16 protein-coding genes and 4 pseudogenes are annotated in these 17,489 nt (G+C 59.5%); 7 read left to right on the top strand and 13 right to left on the bottom strand.

Annotated features, from left to right (window positions below):
• Positions 1 to 15: 15 nt before the first annotated feature.
• The 3 genes from ACYU03_RS22045 to ACYU03_RS22035 form a co-directional block, all read right to left on the bottom strand.
• Positions 16 to 984 carry a DUF932 domain-containing protein gene (locus ACYU03_RS22045; RefSeq protein WP_461886729.1) on the bottom strand — a complete coding sequence of 323 codons (969 nt, stop codon included), beginning with the start codon at positions 982 to 984 and terminating at the stop codon, positions 16 to 18.
• A gap of 95 nt (positions 985 to 1,079) precedes the next feature.
• Complete coding sequence (locus ACYU03_RS22040) at positions 1,080 to 1,409, bottom strand: hypothetical protein (RefSeq protein WP_461886728.1); 330 nt, start codon at positions 1,407 to 1,409, stop codon at positions 1,080 to 1,082.
• A 75-nt stretch (positions 1,410 to 1,484) separates the two neighbouring features.
• On the bottom strand, positions 1,485 to 2,156 hold the full coding sequence (locus tag ACYU03_RS22035; RefSeq protein WP_461886727.1) for a hypothetical protein: 672 nt from the start codon (positions 2,154 to 2,156) through the stop codon (positions 1,485 to 1,487).
• Between the two features lie 169 nt (positions 2,157 to 2,325).
• On the opposite strand from ACYU03_RS22035, the gene ACYU03_RS22030 reads away from it, so the two are divergent.
• From ACYU03_RS22030 to ACYU03_RS22020, 3 genes and pseudogenes are all read left to right on the top strand, one after another.
• Positions 2,326 to 3,795, top strand: a complete 1,470-nt coding sequence (locus tag ACYU03_RS22030; RefSeq protein ID WP_461886726.1) for a hypothetical protein — start codon at positions 2,326 to 2,328, stop codon at positions 3,793 to 3,795.
• 48 nt (positions 3,796 to 3,843) lie between these two features.
• Positions 3,844 to 4,075, top strand: a pseudogene (locus tag ACYU03_RS22025) (helix-turn-helix transcriptional regulator).
• Positions 4,076 to 4,411: 336 nt separating this feature from the next.
• Complete coding sequence (locus ACYU03_RS22020) at positions 4,412 to 5,416, top strand: YagK/YfjJ domain-containing protein (RefSeq protein ID WP_461886725.1); 1,005 nt, start codon at positions 4,412 to 4,414, stop codon at positions 5,414 to 5,416.
• A gap of 646 nt (positions 5,417 to 6,062) precedes the next feature.
• On the opposite strand, the gene ACYU03_RS22015 is transcribed toward ACYU03_RS22020, so the two are convergent.
• On the bottom strand, positions 6,063 to 6,671 hold the full coding sequence (locus tag ACYU03_RS22015; protein WP_461886724.1) for a glutathione S-transferase N-terminal domain-containing protein: 609 nt from the start codon (positions 6,669 to 6,671) through the stop codon (positions 6,063 to 6,065).
• Positions 6,672 to 6,800: 129 nt separating this feature from the next.
• Here ACYU03_RS22015 and ACYU03_RS22010 point away from each other — a divergent pair, with 129 nt between their 5' ends.
• Positions 6,801 to 7,229 carry a MarR family winged helix-turn-helix transcriptional regulator gene (locus ACYU03_RS22010; RefSeq protein WP_461886723.1) on the top strand — a complete coding sequence of 143 codons (429 nt, stop codon included), beginning with the start codon at positions 6,801 to 6,803 and terminating at the stop codon, positions 7,227 to 7,229.
• Positions 7,230 to 7,234: 5 nt separating this feature from the next.
• Here ACYU03_RS22010 and ACYU03_RS22005 read toward each other — a convergent pair whose 3' ends face one another.
• The 5 genes and pseudogenes from ACYU03_RS22005 to ACYU03_RS21985 all read right to left on the bottom strand — a co-directional run.
• Entirely contained in the window at positions 7,235 to 8,248 is a 1,014-nt protein-coding gene (locus tag ACYU03_RS22005) for a zinc-dependent alcohol dehydrogenase (RefSeq protein ID WP_461886722.1), read from the bottom strand.
• A gap of 4 nt (positions 8,249 to 8,252) precedes the next feature.
• On the bottom strand, positions 8,253 to 8,684 hold the full coding sequence (locus ACYU03_RS22000; protein WP_461886721.1) for a PaaI family thioesterase: 432 nt from the start codon (positions 8,682 to 8,684) through the stop codon (positions 8,253 to 8,255).
• A complete protein-coding gene (locus tag ACYU03_RS21995; protein WP_461886720.1) occupies positions 8,677 to 9,132 on the bottom strand; it encodes a nuclear transport factor 2 family protein in 456 nt (151 codons plus the stop codon). The genes ACYU03_RS22000 and ACYU03_RS21995 overlap by 8 nt, the downstream gene beginning before the upstream one ends.
• Positions 9,133 to 9,257: 125 nt before the next feature.
• On the bottom strand, positions 9,258 to 9,470 hold the full coding sequence (locus tag ACYU03_RS21990) for a GFA family protein (RefSeq protein WP_461886719.1): 213 nt from the start codon (positions 9,468 to 9,470) through the stop codon (positions 9,258 to 9,260).
• A 229-nt stretch (positions 9,471 to 9,699) separates the two neighbouring features.
• A pseudogene (locus tag ACYU03_RS21985) lies at positions 9,700 to 10,323 on the bottom strand (IS3 family transposase); the annotation flags it as partial.
• 148 nt (positions 10,324 to 10,471) lie between these two features.
• Between ACYU03_RS21985 and ACYU03_RS21980 the strand changes: the two are divergent.
• The 3 genes and pseudogenes from ACYU03_RS21980 to ACYU03_RS21970 all read left to right on the top strand — a co-directional run.
• Positions 10,472 to 10,993 (top strand): annotated as a pseudogene (locus ACYU03_RS21980) (IS5 family transposase); the annotation flags it as partial.
• A gap of 704 nt (positions 10,994 to 11,697) precedes the next feature.
• Positions 11,698 to 12,723 carry a reverse transcriptase domain-containing protein gene (locus ACYU03_RS21975; protein WP_461891526.1) on the top strand — a complete coding sequence of 342 codons (1,026 nt, stop codon included), beginning with the start codon at positions 11,698 to 11,700 and terminating at the stop codon, positions 12,721 to 12,723.
• A gap of 72 nt (positions 12,724 to 12,795) precedes the next feature.
• Positions 12,796 to 13,254, top strand: a pseudogene (locus ACYU03_RS21970) (IS5 family transposase); the annotation flags it as partial.
• Positions 13,255 to 13,600: 346 nt separating this feature from the next.
• Here the strand turns inward: ACYU03_RS21970 and ACYU03_RS21965 are convergent.
• The 4 genes from ACYU03_RS21965 to ACYU03_RS21950 form a co-directional block, all read right to left on the bottom strand.
• Positions 13,601 to 13,882, bottom strand: a complete 282-nt coding sequence (locus tag ACYU03_RS21965) for a hypothetical protein (protein ID WP_461886718.1) — start codon at positions 13,880 to 13,882, stop codon at positions 13,601 to 13,603.
• Between the two features lie 313 nt (positions 13,883 to 14,195).
• Entirely contained in the window at positions 14,196 to 15,584 is a 1,389-nt protein-coding gene (locus ACYU03_RS21960) for an isochorismate synthase (RefSeq protein ID WP_461886717.1), read from the bottom strand.
• Positions 15,581 to 15,904 carry an isochorismate lyase gene (locus tag ACYU03_RS21955; protein WP_461886716.1) on the bottom strand — a complete coding sequence of 108 codons (324 nt, stop codon included), beginning with the start codon at positions 15,902 to 15,904 and terminating at the stop codon, positions 15,581 to 15,583. The genes ACYU03_RS21960 and ACYU03_RS21955 overlap by 4 nt, the downstream gene beginning before the upstream one ends.
• 13 nt (positions 15,905 to 15,917) lie before the next feature.
• The gene (locus ACYU03_RS21950) at positions 15,918 to 17,489 is read right to left on the bottom strand and encodes a (2,3-dihydroxybenzoyl)adenylate synthase (protein WP_461886715.1); all 1,572 of its coding nucleotides are present in this window, start codon (positions 17,487 to 17,489) and stop codon (positions 15,918 to 15,920) included.

Below are 17,489 nucleotides of genomic sequence, written 5' to 3'. Positions count from 1 at the left end.
AGCGTAAGCAAGTGGTCAAGCGACCAATTGCAGGGCGGTATCCAGGGCGCGCTGCTTGATCTGCGCTCCCTGTCCGAACCAGGCCGAGTCTAGCCGGTACTCATTGCTGCGCGCACGACGTTCGTGGTCGACATATTCGGTCACCGCATTGAGCAGGCCCCAAGCGGTGCCGCGAGCTGAGTCCAACTGGCTACCTCGTCCACGGCCTTCGTACAGTTCCTGTACCTTGCGCAAGGCACGCTCATTCGGCAGAACCTCGGGCAGTGTGCCAGTCGGTGAGGTTTCGCACATCACGTTCATGAAGAACCCCAAGGCCTCATGCCACTGGACTTTGCGTTCGGCCAGCGCGCGCATGCGGTACATGAAGTCGTCCCATTGCGAGACGGCGATGCCGAGTTGTTTCTTCACCGCTTTCGGATCGAATCGGGTGTTGTGCGGCACCTTGATCGCGCGAGTAGTACCATCCAGGGCGACGGTCAGCGTGTTGTTGCACACCACGCGCACGGTGCTCGGCGTAGCGGTGGTGGCCAGTGTGCCGTCGCAGGACGTGGCCAGCAGCAGATAGCCGTTGACCTGGTCGTTGCCCTTGAGGGCAGACCCTTGCCCAGTACGCGCCAGCGCCCAGAACTTGCGTCCGCCCTTCAGCACGCCAGCGGTTTCCAGTTCGTAACCGGAGACCTCGGTGAGGTCTCGGTAAAATTCCAGCACTTCACGCGGCTGTACGGTGTGGTAGCGCTGGGAGACCACCGACAGCGGAGCTTTGGTGTCTGAGCGGTAGAGCACTTTCTGTTCTGGGTAGGAATGGATAGCGCCCAGGTGGCCCGTGACCTCTGACTTGAAATGCACCGGGCTTTCGAGGATCTGCCAGTCCATACCGGCTTCCCGCTGCCAGACTTCGATGGATTGTTTGCGCGGCAGATTGTTGCCCAGGCCGTGCCAGGGGGTAGTTCCAACATAAGCCATTTGTTCGATTTGATGAGCCATGGGAGAAATTCCTTTGAGCAATAGCCGGCATAAAGCGCTGCGCAGAAGCGCAACACGAACCGGTAGTGGCGAAAGAGAGGGGGGGATGAGTCGGATCAGGCCGGCAGGTTGAAGCGGTGTCCGCAAATCAGGCAGAGGTTGTTGGCCAGCACGTGACGATCCAGCTTTTCACCGAGCTGGGCGCCAAGGGCGCAGCCGCCGACACTGCCAACGAGGCCTCCGAGAATAGCGCCTGATACTGATCCGAGGGTGATGCCCACCGGACCCGCAATGGCACCAATTGCTGTGCCTGCCTGACCACCGGCCAGAGCAGTACTGGCGCCACGAGCGGCACCACCTATAGCACCGACTGCAGCGGCGATCTTCATCGCACGGTGGAATGAAGCGACTTTGGGGGAGTGACAGCGGGGGCACTGCAATGACATGGGTTGAGACTCCATGGTAGGTATGTCATTGCTGTGATGTATGGCTGAGATTTTTTCGAGTCGAGTGACGTGTTGTTATACCCTCGCCTGGAGGAAGTCCCACTTAGTCACGGCTGTTTTGATCGCCTTCTTGACGACCTTCGTCTTTTCCTTCGCTGTCTCGGCCAGCATGGTCTGATCGACGCTGATGTCGGGATGCTCCGCCCCAAGAGCCAGTTCCCAGATGGAGAGGCGTGTCGCGAGCATCTGGATTTGTCTCATCGCTTCGTGGTGTTTGACCCTGAGTAGCTCGATGCGCTGCTTCGCTCGTTTGCGTTCAAGTTCGCGAACTTTCTCAAGCCGTTGTTCCCGCTGCCGGTGTTCCTCAATCAGCTTTTCGGACTGATTGAGGGCTTCGTCCACGAGGTCGCTCTCGCTCTTGCTCAGCTTCTCTGCATTTAGGCGCAGGGCCTTCTTGGTTTTAGTTGGCAAGGCAAAGGTGCAGATTATTTTGCCGTTCTCAGATGAACGATACCTGTGCTGGCGCAGGGCATTTCTGAGGCGCTTTATAAAGTCACGACCGCGCTCAGTCCTCGTGAGGTGTCGAATGATCTCCTCGATGATCTCATGGCTGGGTTCCCTGTCCCTGAGGATGCACTTGATGTCCTCGGCAATCGCCTCGCTGGCGTTATCGTCCATGTAATCGCATACCCACTGCCATTCGGCGTTCTCTTTTTTCAGCCAGCGAATCTTGTCTGCTGTACGCACCGTAGCTCTCCATTTCCCCTTGAAGGCGCCGCCTAGATGTGGGGCAGCGTTCGGACTGTTCTATTTTTCTGAAAAGTGTTACGCGTGTATGTTATCAGTAACACTAAATAAAAACTGCTATAAGAGTTACAGGGTGTAAAATATCTGCTTTTTTGATTGTGAACGCGACATGTCTCTGTATTTTGAGCGCTTTCTAAAGGTGGTTTCCGCGTGTGGCCCGGACGCCCGCTTTCTGCTGGAGGCCATCATTGCTGGGCCGGAGCAAAGGCATGAGCCATGGCAAGACCTCAGCGTAAAGTCGCTTGCGAAGCACCTTCGTTTGGATGAAGCAGTCGTTTCCGCTGCGTTGAGCGAGTTAGTCGATGCGGGTGTGCTGGAGCGATGTGTCGCCCCTCGGAATGGACTCAGAGGGCGGGGGAAGGTTACCTACGCACTGTGCCTGGGTAATGAGCCCGACCTTGCAGATCGCACGTATCCACAGCACGCCGAGCTATTGCAGGCTTCGTTCTCCGGAGCGGATCTGGTCTTTGCTGTTCTCGGAACCGAACTGGACAAGGCAGGAGAACTGGGCAAGTCTAGGAAGTCCAGAGAGTTCGGCGAGGAGGCAGCCATTGCACGGCCTGCGAAGGGAAAGCGCCAGCTTCTCGGAGGCCGTGGGCGATTGAGTATCCGCAATCGCCTGCTCTTCGCGGTGCTGCTCTCACGCTCAGATCAGTTCGGTGAAGCGCAGGTAGGGCTTCCAGAACTGGCGAAGCTCACGGGCATGCATCCTGAGCAAGTGAAAACTCGCCTTGCTCGCCTAATGATGCTGGGGCTGATTCGGCGCCATATCCCTGGCCTGTCGAGCAAGGTTTTTGCCGCAGGCAGGATCGAGAGCACTTACTTTCTGAATATCGATGCTGTCGCACCACAGGGGGCCATTGCCGTTCATATAACCCATGACTGGGATGGCAAGGCGTACACCCATGCGGATGTGCTGCGCGGTGATTGTAAAATTGCAAGGGAAGGGCCGCTACATGGGATTGAAACGCCAGCCAGTCTTCTTTGCCTCTTGATGGGGCAGCCGGGGAAAGTCTTTTTCCTGTTTCAGCACCTGCTCTGTCGGTATGCCTCACATCTGCTCTCGCGACATTGGCAGAAATTGGCTTCGGATAAGCCGATTGAGGACGCTGAGTTGAGGGCGTGGATTGAGAGGGATTTTATCAAGGCGCCAAAACCTGCGCTGGCAAGCGAAATCGATCCCGAACTGAAAGCGGGAAGAGGTGGCGAAGCGGCCAGTGATCTGAAGGATGGCGCGGGCGGCGAGGCAAGGCAAACCTGTGCGTGCATCTACGCATTGGCAATGGAGATTGCGCGCGAGTATCGAGCGCGATTCGGCCAGGCGGACTGGGTAGATTTCGAGGCAGCGGATATTCGCATTCTTCCGAACATGAGCGATTTCGGTGACCGCGCGATCACGATCCTGTTTCAGCCCATGCTCGTGGGGCTTGGGCGTTTTTCGGTGCTTCGTGAGGTTGGGCGGGGAGTGGTGAATATCGGATCGGAAGCCAGTGAAACGGAGTTCGACTTGCAGCTCCGCTTGGATTTCGGTTTGGTCTGTTTGCCGCGCAAGGTAAGAAAGGCGTTGGGGCTGCAGTAAAAAAAACCTCTGCATGCAGATCCTCTGAGCTAACAGAGGAGCTTGCTCATGAGGATCATTCGCCTGAAAGAAGTCATCGATTCGACCGGCCTGGCCCGGTCGACCATCTACAAGTACATCTCGGAAGGTACCTTTTCCGAATTCTGTGCCGCTGGGCGATCGTTGCGTTGGCTGGGTCGAGAGCGAAGTACACGACTGGATTCTGACAAGGATCGAGGAGCGTGACTTGGCAGATGGTGTAGCGGTACGCCCCAAAAGCCACTTGAGTATGGCCAGCTAGAAAACGATCATTTGCGCCATGACTGGCTGAGGCTGGTCATGGCGCTTATGCGGTCTGGGAGGCGGCATTCTCAGCTAACTCACCTAGGCTGTAATTTAGTGAATCCTTCGGCTGGCTCGGTAATGTTGCCCCTCATTGCCTGGCCAGCCTGGGGTGATCACTGGATCTTGGAGCGGAATCTAGTTATATAGCTCTAGACTATCAGCCAATAACTACTCGATAGACTGATTTCTAGTAACCACACAGGCACTATCACCCTGCCTCCGGGCTATGTCATCGGTTAATAAATACACATCCCGTACCTGGTATGCGAAACCACCAACCAGGTACAGAACCATGACCAAACGAAACACCAACACGCTCCAATCTCAGTCCAATACCGCAATCCGAATTGAGCGTCTCATCAACGCCATTCACCGTACCGATTGCCAAGCCTACAAAATCACATGCTCCAAGGACGGTGATGAGCAGATCAGGGAGACCAAGCTGTCAAAATACTTCGATAGGATCGTGCAGATGGTCGCGTTGTTCGAGGGCGATGCAGGCTACCAGTACAGTTGGCACCTGAATCTTTTCCAGGAAGCCTGCCAGACCATTGGGATAGAGCGCAGTCCCTTTGGTATTACCTGCTTGAGCGAGGACGAAACGCGCTATCTGAGCACCAGCGAGACGCTGAACGAACTGACCAAGACCGTCCGTACTCTCCTCACCCAAAAGCGGTATACCCGTCAGGAGCACGATCAGCGTTACCAGACGGCTCAGCAGGAGGTTGAGGTCGGTCGCTATGTCGACGCTGTGCTTGATCGCTACGCCCGCACCTGCGTAGTCAGGGTTGATCTGTATTATCGGGCAGAGATCCGGGCGAGGTTGCGTGCTGAGCATGTATTCGATGACCTGGATCGGCTCATCGCTGAACGTGAACGCAATCCGATCTTCGACCATCAGACCGGTTACATCTGCTGTGTCGAGCAGGGGGAGGATCGCGGGTACCACATCCATGCTGCGTTCTTCTTCAACGGTGCTGAAGTGAGCGCTGATATCTACAGGGCTCAGCGGATCGGTGAGTTGTGGGAGCGTATTACCCGTGGCCAGGGTTACTTCAACAACTGCAACCTCGACAAGGATGAATACCCAGATAGGCTGGGGCTTGGCCTGATCCATAGGCGGGACCTGGATGCGCGGGCTGATGTGCATTACACCATGCGGTACCTGGTCAAGAACGATCAGCATGTGCGACTCAAGCCGGTAGGTGCACGTCGCTTACGTAAGGGGCAAGTCTATCCAGCTCGGCGAGCTATGGGAAGACATCATGCATGCTCAGGGCTATGTGCACAGCTGTAACTACGACAAGGAAAAATACGGTGATGAATGTGGTATCGGTCTCATCTTGAGAAGTGATCGAGCAATTCGTCGCCATGTTCACAAGGCAGTGAAGTTTCTTGTCAGAGACGCTCAGCACCTGCGCTTGAGGCCCGAGGGAGCTCGATGCCTACGGCCGGGTCAACTGAAACGCCTCCGTCGAAGATAAAACTCCGACGAGTTAACTGCCGTAGGAAGGCAGACTTGCAGTCCTGCGAGTAATCACCGAGATGAGCCTTCATGTGCTTGCCTACAACCTCAAACGAATGATGAGCATCTTCGGCATTGCAGGGGGGACTTGAGGCGATCAGGGTGTAAATCCCGCCGTTTACTGGCCCGCTAACAGTCATATGGGCCGCGTCAGCGTACAAACGCCTTTTCGCTGAATAGGGCTATCCGCGCTTTTGCCTGCTGATTCCACAGGCAATCCGCGTGACTCTTAGCTTTCGATGTGTTTACTGCGTTTTCACACAGCCTGGGCCAATAGCGGACGGCCACAACAAAATTGCGACCCTCTTTTTACCTGGGCGGTGGGGGCGTAAATTATTTTTCCCCCATTGTTTGGATTTCGTCTGTGTCGGGTCACTGCGCCTGTCGGTTACGCGCCTGTTCGTTTACACTCGAACCTTCAAACAGGCACCGTCAGGCGCATCGACTCACGCGCGGCGAACATCGCCTGGAACGTGGTCAGAGCAGGCGCTTCACGCCGCCAGTCCAGCTCGGCGAAACGAAAATCCAGATAACCGAGGGCACAGGCAACAGTGATCTGGGCGATGTCCAGAGTACCCTGCAAGTCGTTTACCTGCGCCTCCAACGCCAGTAACGCGCGCTGGACCTTGCCGATCTGGCCTTCGATCCATGCGTCCCATTGCTGATCAGCGGGGCGCACGGCGCGCTCATAGCGGATCAGCAAGGCGGCTTCCATCAAACCATCGGCCAATGCTGCCAGACGCAAGGTGCGCCAGCGGGTGGGAGCGTCTGCGGGGTACAGACGTGGTTGGTCGTGTAGGTTGTCGAGGTATTCGCAGATCACTCGGCTGTCGAACAGCGCTTCGCTGTCGTCGGTTAGTAATACCGGTACCTTGCCCAGGGGGTTTAGGGCGTTGACCTGGGCATTGAGGGTGGTTGGCAACACGGCGGTGTCGAGCAGTTCCAGGCGCGATAGCAGGCCGGTTTCATAGGCCAGTACACGCACTTTGCGGGCGAAGGGCGAAGAGGGGGCGTGGATCAGTTGCATGCTGGGCTCTCCTAAACAGGGCGGCTTGATGTTGTTTGCGGCGGCCACAAAGGCTTAGGCTCTGCGACAGTCAATCGGGGTGGGTATGGCATGGTCATAGACAGGAAGATCAATTCGGCGTCGGTGCGAATGAACGCGTTGGAACCGCTCGACCACGCTCTCGAACTGTTGCATTTCGGCTTTCGCGGGCTGACGGTGGAGGCCGATGTGTATCTGCAAACCGAAGGTTTGTCGCGGGTTCATCACCGCATGCTGTATGTCATCGCCCGCGCCGAGGAGCTCAACGTCGGCGAGCTGGCTGCCACCCTCGGGGTGAGCAAACAGGCGGCTCACCGGCCGCTGACTCACCTGTTCGAGCGGGAGCTGGTTTGTTACAGACGTCAGCCGGAGCGCCACCGTTTCAAGCTGCTGGCACTCACCGAGCAAGGCCGGGCGCTGGAACAACAAGCCACCGAGCTGGAACGGCAGGCGCTGCGTGAGGCGTTCGCCCACACCGACACGTCGGGGCAGGAAGCCTGGACCCTGGTGATGCGAGCATTGGCCGAGCGCCTCAATTAAGACCATCAGGTGATGCGTTCGCGGACCACAATGCATTTGGCCAAGGGTTGCACCAGCGCCTCGGTGGCTTCGTTGCACGACACTACGGTCGGGCTCACCAGTAGCGGATCGCAGCGCCCGCTGCCGACCAGGTCGAACACCTTGGGAATATGCGGGCGCACATTGCAGGCGCCCACCGACAGGGTCATGCCGCGCATGTACAGGCCAAACAATGGGATCTTCGGGTCGTCGAAGATGATGCCGATGCACGAGCAGTGGCCACCTGGCGCCAGGGCCAGCAACCCCCTGTACAAGGCGTGCGGGTCACGGGTGGCGGAGACCACCACGTCGTAACGCTCATCCAGCACTTGTCCCGGTTCGACATTGGCACCGCTGCGCTGGGCCAGGTCGCGACGGTAATTGTTGTCATCGAGGTAATCGACGCTGGCCGCGCCGGCGGCAACCGCCATCTGCACCGCCAGCACCCCCAGGCTTTCAGTACCACCGACCACCAGAACGCGTGCGTCCTGGCGCGTCGCGATCGGGCTGCTGGTAGCAACCCAGGCGTCGGTCAGGTTGTCGCTGGCGCTGGCCACGGCCAGAGGGTTCAAACCGGGCGGCAGCGGTACTAGCATGGCGTCGGAGAACGGTACCTGAACTACCTCGGAAAACAGCCCGCCCCAGTTGCCACCGGCTGGCACCCCGTAAGCAGCATGACGCGGTACCGTGGTGCAGGCGGTGGCGCGACCGGCGAGGCATTGGCGGCACTCGCCACAGGCGATCTTCCACGGCACCGATACCAGGTCGCCGCGCCGTACACTGCTGACTTCGGTGCCCACTTCCAGCACCTCGGCCACACACTCATGGCCGAGTGCGAAGGGTGGTTTGAACGGTGTGAGCCCGGCGATCAAACGCCGGTCCAGGTCGCAGGAGGCCGAGGCGATGGGGCGCACCAACGCACTGCGCGGGCCGGACAAGGTAGGCGTGGGGACTTCCACCCAGGCCAGTTGGCCTGGGCCACGGACGATAAGTTCCTGCATGGTGCTAGTCCTTGACCACGAAGGTCGTGGTGGCCTTGGCGTAGAGCTTGCCGGCGTCATCCACCACCTGGGCGTCGCAAATCGCCAGGCTGCGGGTCCGCTCCACCAGCCAGCCCTGCACTTGATAGACCTCACCGACGCGCAGCGGGCGCAGATACTTGACGTTGAGGTCGACCGTCGAGTGCGGGGTGTTCGCCTCCAGGGTGGAGAACAGCGCCAGCGCCGCCGCACCGTCCAGACAGGTGGCGGCGAAGCCACCGTGTACGGAGCCGGCCGGGTTGAGGTGGCGCTCGTCGGGACGTGCTTCGAGGGTGATGCGCCCAGGCTCCACGGCTACCGCGCTGAGGCCCATGGTGTGGCCGATGGATGGACTGGGCAGTTCACCGCGGATCAGGGCGTGCAGGGCCTGCAGGCCTGATGGAGTTGGCTCAGTCATGGACGGGTTCCTCGGATGCCACGGCACCGTGGAGAGCGGGATGAATGGCGGACAGTTGGGCCGCTGTGTCGGGGTATTCACGGAAATCGCTGATCAGGCCGTCGCGCAGGCTGAACAGGTGCGCCCAGTGGTTGACGTAGAGGCGGCCAGTTGCCTTGATCCGACACCGCGCCACATCCAGCGCCACCACCTGGCCTTGAGTGACATCCACCACCAGTGAGCTGGGCACGAAGCTCAGAAACTCCAGGTGCTGGTCCTGTTCAGCGATGAACGCTCGCACCCCGGTATGGCCGTGATGCTCGCCGGCCCAGGGCATAAAGGCCGTGAACTCGGGCGCCTGCCAGCAACAGTCTTGGGAGCAGAGCGGCAGCAACTGCTGCGGTTGGCGGGTGGCGAAGGCGGCGTAAGCGGCTTTCACCACCTGGGTCAGCGCGTGACGATCAGGCATACGAACCTCACAAGGTAGCGACAGGGAAACAACGTCTAGTGGCTAACCTATACGGGCGTTGTCATTCACGTCAATATTGTTGATTTGACAATGGGCAGGCCATTTTGGCCGTCGCTGAAATGGCCTTAGCGCTTGCTCAAGGCGGTGGCAAACTGCTCGGGCGTCGGGCTTTGCGGCCAGCTCGGAATACCGTCGGGGAGGGGCATCCATGCCTGTTTGCTGCGCGTCCAGATATGCGCGGCAGGTACCAGATCAGCCGCTTGCATCAGTGTGCCGGCGCGTAATACCAGCAGGCCCGGCGCGGCGCTCGTGGTGTTGAACAGTCGCGTGTGGCACACCGTGCAGTTACCTTTCCTCAGCTGGGGGCGATCGCTGATTAGATAGAGTCCTCGGTGTTGCGCGGTAAAATTGAATACGACCTTGAAGAGAAGCGCCTGTATTATGGACCGACTGGTACCGATCTAAGGCTTGATTTGTCTGCTACATCATCCATGGTTTCTGAAATTGGCCCAGTTGTCGCTTATGTTCGTCATATCCTAGGGGGCCATATGAATCGCCGCTGGTTTCCTAGACACTCTCCAAACTCAGAAAATAGCGTTTCTCATACTCTAATGGAGACAGCTGCATAGCACTGCTGGTGCCGGCGTTTAGGGTTATAGAACATCTCGATGTATCGAAAATATCACTCCGGGCTTCGTCACGTGTCGCGTAGGTCTTTCGTCGAATCCGTTCCCGCTTCAAAAGCTGGAAAAAGCTCTCAGCTACGGCGTTGTCATGACAGTTTCCCCGCCGGCTCATGCTGCTGATCACATTGTTGGCCTTCAGGAAGCTTTGCCAATCTGAGCTACTGAATTGACTGCCCTGGTCTGAATGAATCATTACTTGCTGCTGTGGCTTGCGGCGCCACACGGCCATCAGCAATGCATCAATAGCTAGGTCGCTGCACATCCTGGGCTTCATTGACCATCCAATCACTTGGCGAGAAAACAGATCCAGCACTACCGCCAGGTACAGCCATCCTTCATAGGTGCGGATGTAAGTGATGTCTGTCACCCAGACCTTGTTCGGCTCACTGACCTTGAACTGCCGCGCAAGGTGGTTAGGCGAGGCGACGGTTGGCTTTCCGCCATAAAACCCTGGACACCGTCGATAACCCGTTTGTGAACGCAGTCCCTCTGCCTGCATCAAACGACATCAGCGAGATGACTTCGCGCCAGCTAGTATGTTGGGGGCACGCTGGCAAGGCCGCCAATGGCCAGAAGGTTGCGCGCTAAGGAAATCCTGAAGAAGACTTCCCGAATCTGGTGAAATATGCCGATCCCGTTGCCCGAGTTTCCCGATGAAGCAGATGACCTTCGCCGAGGCCGAGTACGCTGGCAAGCGTAAACAGACCCGCAAGGAGTTGTTCCTGATCGAGATGGACCAGGTGGTACCGTGGAAGGGGTTGATCGCCCTGATCGAACTGCACTACCCCAAAGGCGAAGGCGGTCGTCCGGCGTATCCGCTGATGGCGATGCTGCGTGTGCACCTGATGCAGAACTGGTTCGGCTGCAGCGACCCAGCGATGGAGGAAGCGCTGTACGAGACCACCATCTTGCGCCAGTTCGCCGGGTTGAGCCTGGAGCGTATCCCCGACGAAACCACCATCCTCAACTTCCGTTGCCTACTGGAAAAATATGAGTTGGCCGCCGGCATCCTCGGTGTGATCAATGGCTACCTGGGCGACCGTGGTCTGTCGCTACGCCAGGGCACCATCGTCGACGCTACGCTGATCCATGCGCCGAGTTCGACCAAGAACCAGGGCGGCAAGCGCGATCCGGAGATGCACCAGACCAAGAAGGGCAACCAGTATTACTTCGGCAGTGCGACCTGAAAGTCGCATGGATTTCTGTTCCGCAGGTTAACGCCCGACGGAACCGATTGTTCCACCACTCGTTCCCTACCTAGACAGGCGTGGCCGGTAACAGCTGGGTCTGAAGCTCTGGGGACAATGTAACCGCCGATATCTCGGTAGGTCGAACCGCGAGGCCAGACCGAATCTGCCGGCATCAAGGCGGAGAGGGGCTAGGGATGAACGGGTACGGCTAACATACGTGAACCTCATATAAACGTCGTCATAGTAGCCAAGCCAAAGATGCTGACAGGCTTGTACCAAAAAGGTGTGCGGCCAGGCAGGGGCTCTTACCGATAGCCCCTCGTGGATGTGGTGCCGCCGGCGGAATCGAGGAGCCCGACCCGTTCGGAAATCCATGCGGAACAGGGTAAGCCCGTAGCGTTGCCGATTTCGGCAGGTGAGCTGTAAAGCAAGTTGTTGATGCTGCGGGTAAAGGAATGTGGAAAAAGCGAATGTCGCCCTGTAATAGGGTGAATACAGGTTGAAAGATCACCTGGTGCGAAAGCGAGCAGACTTCCACGCGGTCTTCCATGGCGAAATAACCTGATCAACCGTTGTACGGAGGGAAGCAGATGACAGTGTTCCTACCTCATGCTCTCGCAGCAGGAAACACTGGTGCACCTTTGAACTTCGCATCGGCCTGGCCGATCGTGTCCCGGGAAGTGGTGTAACTGAACCAGCCGAAGGCGCCCGCAGGGCGCCTTCGGCTGGTTCAGTTACACCACTTCCCGGGACACGATCTTCTGGCGAAACGCAGCTCAGCACAATGGGGGCTCGAGGGAGATATTCGCGGCTGTTTCGACAACATCAGCCACGACTGGCTGCTCGCCAACGTGCCCATGGATAAAGCGATTGCGGGGTATGTCGATCAGGGAGCCTTGTTCGCAACGGAGGCAGGAACCCCGCAAGGGGGAATCATCTCACCGATACTGGCGAACTGGACGTTGGATGGACTGGAAGAGGTCATCTACGCAAGCGTGGCTGCAACAGCACGCCAGCGTCAGCCATTCAAAATACACGTCGTACGGTATGCGGATGACTTCATCGTGACCGGCGCCACGCAAGCTGTACTGCAACATCAGGTTCGCCCCGCCATCGAGGCCTTCCTGAAACAGCGAGGCCTGGAGCTCTCAAATGAGAAGACTCACATCACGCATATCTCACAAGGCTTCGATTTCCTCGGCCAGAACGTACGCAAGTACACCGGCAAGCTGCTCATCACTCCGGCTCGCAAGAGTGTGAAAGCGCTGTTGGATAAGGTTCGGGAGATCACGAACGGAAACAAGGCGGCGACGCAGGCCAACCTGATCTTGACTCTCAACCCGGTGATCCGGGGATGGGCCATGTATCATCGTCATGTGGTCGCGGCTAAGCGCTTCGCGTGGATCGACCATCGAATTTGGCAGGTGTTATGGCGCTGGGCTGTCCGCCGGCACCCTATGAAAAGTGCCCATTGGGTGAAACAGCGATACTTTCGTACCGTGGGTCAACGGCACTGGGTTTTTACCTCCAATGAAAAAACACGCGGCATGAACCAACCGGTTTGGCTTTTTGCCGCCGCCAGTGTCTCGATTGTGCGGCATATCAAGATACGCAGCGCAGCGAACCCGTTTGATCCGGTATGGACGTTTTACCTTGAGCGCCGAAGAGCGCGTCGTCTGGTAGCCCGGTCTTATCCAGGCTGTTGGAAGGCTTGAGCCGTATGAGGGGAGACTCTCAAGTACGGTTCTCAGGGGAGGCAGGGGTGGTAACACCCCTGCTTTACCCGACTGAAGGCGCATATTGGTGTGGATGACGAGTCTGGCCTTGTGCACAGCGTGGCGGGTACGGCGGCCAACGTGGCGGACGTTACCCAGGTCGACAAATTGCTACATGGCGAAGAGAACGTGGTTTGTACGGATGCGGGCTACACCGGCGTTGAGAAACGTCCGGAGCATGCTGATCGGAAGGTTATCTGGCAGGTGGCGGCACGCCGCAGCACCTACAAGAAGCTCGATAAACGCAGTGCGCTATACAAGGCCAAACGCAAGATCGAGAAGGCCAAGGCCCAAGTGCGCGCGAAGGTCGAGCACCCGTTCCGGGTGATCAAGCGGCAGTTTGGTTATACCAAGGTGCGCTTTCGGGGGCTGGTGAAGAACACCGCACAGTTGGTGACGCTGTTCGCCCTGTCGAACCTGTGGATGGCGCGCCGTCATTTGCTGGCCACAGCAGGACAGGTGCGCCTGTAATGCGGGGAGTGACCGCCGCGAGCTGCTCGCAGCGGCTCACAACATAGAAAAAAGCGGATGATCTGGGTGTTTTGGGTCGACTGGCCGCTTTTCAACAGCGGCGGGGGCTGAAGTTAGCCAGAAAGACATGGCTACTTCAGACGATCCCTAACCTACTGTCCCATATATGGTTTCAAGCCCTACGTGATTTGCACGGAGGACTTGACGCCAGAACTTTTTTGAATGGGAGACTGTGAGCTATCCGGATCAAGCCACACGTGATGCGCTACGCGGTCGAGATATGGCTCGTATAGTAAGGGATGCTTGATTTCGAATAATCAGACAATAATCGTTATCAGAATTCCATTTACACAAACAACTCCATTGATGGTGAGGCGCTTTGTCCGGACCCCGAGCCGCTGTGCCCATTTGCCGAATATTGCGGCGCTCTTTCTGCGGGCAAGCCCGATCCCACAAGGACTGCCCTGGTCTTCTGCGCCCAGAGCAATGCGGCTGCCCCGGCGATTTCCGAGCGTGACTCGACGTTCCTGGCCACGCCACCCACCGAGCGATCGGCGAAACCGAGCAGCGAACAGCCGTTGTTGATCAGCACGAAGAAGGCAATGACCCAGAATTTTACCCAGCTCATGACAACAACCCCTGGGCGTTGATGGCCGTGAGTGCAAGCATGAACAGGACGTAGCCAAGGATCGCCAAGTAGGCGCCTTGCTTGAACGAGGTGAGAAGGGCGGTGGCCATGCTGGCAGCTCCAGATGTTGCGTGTGAGGCCAAGCATGGCGAAGTCGAGCATCGTCGGGCAACGATGTTCGATAATTCAAACTATCGGCCAGATTGATTGTTGAAACGAATAATCGGTCTCATAAATATCGACAACCAAGATGATTGCATCGCCGCCCGGTTCCACTCATCCCGAGCGCGGCAAGGGCGCCGATCCAAGCGCGCTACCCCCGTGACACGCCAGGCATCAGCGCCTCCTGCATGGTGCGCATTTTCAGCACGCTCTCACGGTATTCGCTGTCAGGATCCGAACCACTTACCAGGCCACACCCGGCGAACAGCGTCGCCTGATCGCCATTGAGTAGCGCACAGCGCAGCGCCACGGCGAACTCACCATCGCCTTTGTCGTCGAGCCAGCCTATGGGCCCTGCGTACCAGCCACGGTCGAGTTGTTCGCACTGGCGGATGTATTCCACCGCCTGCCGGCGCGGTAGGCCGCCTACTGCGGGCGTGGGATGCAGGCGTTCGAGCACCTCCAGCAAGCCGATGTCCGGCTTGAGTTCGCCCTGCGCCGGGGTCAACAGGTGCTGGACATTGGGTAGCCGATGCAGTTGCGCACGGCTGGCGATGTCCAGTGCCGTGCAGCACGGTGCCAGGATCTCGCTCAGGTTGGCAACGACCATCTGGTGCTCGGCGTTGTCCTTGAGGCTGGCCAGCAGCTGTGCGCCGAGGCGCACGTCTTGCTCTCTGTCGCTGCCACGCGGTGCGGTACCGGCTAGCGCCATGGTCTGCAGCGTACGCTGGTTCACCCGCAGCAGGCGCTCGGGAGTGGCGCCGAGAAAACAACTGCGCCCGCGGGCGAAGGCGAACAGGTAGGCGTTGGGTTGGCGTTGGCCAAGGCGGGCGAGGATATGCTGCACCGGCTCGCGTACATGCATCGCGTGCCCGCGGGCCAGTACCACCTTGTCCAGGTTCGGCTCACCATGGCGCAGTGTGTAGACGGCATTGCGCACATCCTGGGTCCACAGGTGTGGTAACGGCTGGCGCTGATAGGGCGTGCGCGCAGGCTGGGCGCGCGGGGCCGGGCGCTCGAGGGCCTGGGTCCACTCCCTGGCCAGGCTCCAGGCAAGGTGTTGGCAATCGCTGTGGGCATTGACCATCGCATTGATGACCAGTGTCGTGCGGCCTTCGCGCTGGCGAAGCTCGAAGCGTGGCAGGGTCAGGGCGGCATCGGGAAAGTCGCGCCACAAGCGGGTGCGGGCCTTGTGCCGGTCGAAGGCGAAGCCGCCGAGCAGCGTCGGCCGATGCTCGCCCTGCACCTCGGCGGTTGTAGCAACTGCGTGCCAGCGGGCCTGCAGGCTCGACCAGCTTGCTGCGTCGATGGCGTTGAGTTCGAACGCCTGGCCCAACCCTACGCGGCAATCGTCGTGCACCGGTTGCTGCCACAGACAGGCCGGTTGCAGGTGGTCGCGGTTGGCGGCGAACAATACCTGTGGATCAAGCGCCTGCCAGGGCTGCGAGCACGAGGCAAGTACTGGCCTGTGTGCGCCGCTGCGGGCCTGGGCCCGTTCAAGGCACGCCAGCAGCGTGTCGACACAAAGGCGCAGGCTCATGCGGGGGTCTCCTGCGGGTGCAACCGATACCAATGATTGATCTGCTGATTGATGAACCAGTGGATCAGGTCGCGAAAGAACGCCTCGCTCTCATCCACCGGTAGGCCCGCTTCCTTGGCCCACTGGCGCCTGGCCTCGAGCATGGCGCTGACGCGTTCTGGGGCGGGGATGGCGTGTACGTCGGCCTTGAAGCGTGTCGCCGCTTGCACGTAGGTCAGGCGCTCGGCCAACAGCGTGACCAGGCGTTGGTCGAGGCTGTCGATGCCTTGGCGGATATCGTCGAGGCTCTGGCACTCGGCGGCGGTTCTGATGATGCTCATCGCACTGCTCCTCTCACTGTACCAGGGCGCTCAGGCGCTGCTTGTCGATCTTGCCCACGGCAGTCAGCGGCCAGGCGGCCAGCCACTCGAACTGGTCGGGCAGCTTGTCGTCGGCCAGCCCCGCACTGCGCAGACGCTCACGTAGTGCCTGGCCTTGGCCCACGGGCGGCTCGCCGAGGATGAATGCGCAAATGCGCTCCCCCAGCAGCGGGTCAGGCACCGCGACCACGACCGCTGCCTCCACCTCGGCCAGGGCATTGAGGTGGGTCTCGATCAGGGCGGCCGAGATCTTTTCGCCGCTGCGCTGGATCTGCTCCTTGATACGGCCCTCGACCACTAGGTTGCCGTCCTCGCGCCAGCGCGCCAGGTCACCGCTGCGGTAGTAACCGTCGGCGGTGAAGCTCTGCGCGTTATGCCCGGGGGCGCGGTAATAGCCGCCGATGGTGTAGGGGCCGCGCACCAGCAGTTCGCCGACCTGGCCCGGTGCGACCGGCGCCAGGTCGGCATCGACCAGGCGCACGTCGTCATGCGCCGACAGCGGGCGCCCTTGGCTGCCGAGTACGACATTGGGCGGATCCTGCGGGCGGGTGTAGCAGATCAGGCCTTCGGCCATGCCGAACACCTGCTGCAAGGGCCAGCCGAGGTCTTCGACCAGGTGGCGCGCCAGTTGCGGGTCCAAGCGTGAGCCGCCGACTTGCAGCAGTTTCAGGCTCGACAGGTCGCTGTCTTCCCACTCGCGTCCTTGTGCCCACAACTGCGCCAGTGGCGGCACCAGGGCGACATGGCTGACGCCTTCCTGGGCGATCAGGGGCATTGCCGCATCGACGCTGGGACTGTCGCCCAGCACCACCGTGGCACCGACCGAAAGGCTGCCAAGCAGGCCCGGACACGCCAGGGTGAAGTTGTGTGCGCAGGGCAGCACGGCCAGGTACACGCTGCCAGGGCCAAGGGCGCACAGCTCGGCGGAGTGGGCAAAGTTGTAGGCGTAGTCGGCGTGGCTGCGCGGGATCAGCTTCGGCGTGCCGGTGGTGCCACCGGAGAGCAGCAACAGGGCAGTGTCGGCCGGCGACACCGAGGGCGGCGGCGGACACTCGCCATCGAGCGCGGCCAGCGCGACGAACGCACCGGGTTCGCCATCGACCAGCACATGGGCCAATGACTGTTGACGCGTCTGGATATCGGCGGCCATGTCACGGTAGTCGAAATCGCGGACCCGGTCCGGGATCAGGTAGGCCACCGGTTCTGCCAGTTGACACAGGGCTTCGATGTCCTGGGCGCGCTGGGTCGGCATCGCGAGGATCGGCACGGCGCCCAGGCGCATCACCGCGAACAGGGCAGTGACGAAACCGATGCTGTTGGGCAGTTGCAACATGACCCGGTCACCGACCTGGATGCCCAGGCCAGCAAGCCCACCGGCCAGGCGCGAGACGCGCTGGTCGAGGTCGCTGTAGCTCAGCCGCTGCTCGCCAGCGACCAGGGCGGTACGTGGGCCGTGGACGCTGGCCCAGTGTGCCAGGCGCTGGGCCAGGGTCATGTTCATGAAAGGGTGCAAGGGGTCGACGATGGGTTGGTGTACGCTGTTCAT

This window comes from Pseudomonas sp. X10 (genome assembly GCF_054889225.1).
Note: the sequence above shows the minus strand (reverse complement) of the source record. Positions and strands in the feature narration are given on the sequence as shown.

Bases quoted from the DNA above. Each gene is read 5' to 3' on its own strand.
- ACYU03_RS21995 (WP_461886720.1), bottom strand. From the start codon at position 9,132: ATGCCTGATCGTCACGCGCTGACCCAGGTGGTGAAAGCCGCTTACGCC.
- ACYU03_RS21950 (WP_461886715.1), bottom strand. From the start codon at position 17,489: ATGAACAGCGTACACCAACCCATCGTCGACCCCTTGCACCCTTTCATG.
- ACYU03_RS22005 (WP_461886722.1), bottom strand. From the start codon at position 8,248: ATGCAGGAACTTATCGTCCGTGGCCCAGGCCAACTGGCCTGGGTGGAA.
- ACYU03_RS22010 (WP_461886723.1), top strand. From the start codon at position 6,801: ATGAACGCGTTGGAACCGCTCGACCACGCTCTCGAACTGTTGCATTTC.
- ACYU03_RS22015 (WP_461886724.1), bottom strand. From the start codon at position 6,671: ATGCAACTGATCCACGCCCCCTCTTCGCCCTTCGCCCGCAAAGTGCGT.
- ACYU03_RS22045 (WP_461886729.1), bottom strand. From the start codon at position 984: ATGGCTCATCAAATCGAACAAATGGCTTATGTTGGAACTACCCCCTGG.
- ACYU03_RS22000 (WP_461886721.1), bottom strand. From the start codon at position 8,684: ATGACTGAGCCAACTCCATCAGGCCTGCAGGCCCTGCACGCCCTGATC.
- ACYU03_RS22030 (WP_461886726.1), top strand. From the start codon at position 2,326: ATGTCTCTGTATTTTGAGCGCTTTCTAAAGGTGGTTTCCGCGTGTGGC.
- ACYU03_RS22020 (WP_461886725.1), top strand. From the start codon at position 4,412: ATGACCAAACGAAACACCAACACGCTCCAATCTCAGTCCAATACCGCA.
- ACYU03_RS21965 (WP_461886718.1), bottom strand. From the start codon at position 13,882: ATGAGCTGGGTAAAATTCTGGGTCATTGCCTTCTTCGTGCTGATCAAC.
- ACYU03_RS21960 (WP_461886717.1), bottom strand. From the start codon at position 15,584: ATGAGCCTGCGCCTTTGTGTCGACACGCTGCTGGCGTGCCTTGAACGG.
- ACYU03_RS22040 (WP_461886728.1), bottom strand. From the start codon at position 1,409: ATGTCATTGCAGTGCCCCCGCTGTCACTCCCCCAAAGTCGCTTCATTC.
- ACYU03_RS21955 (WP_461886716.1), bottom strand. From the start codon at position 15,904: ATGAGCATCATCAGAACCGCCGCCGAGTGCCAGAGCCTCGACGATATC.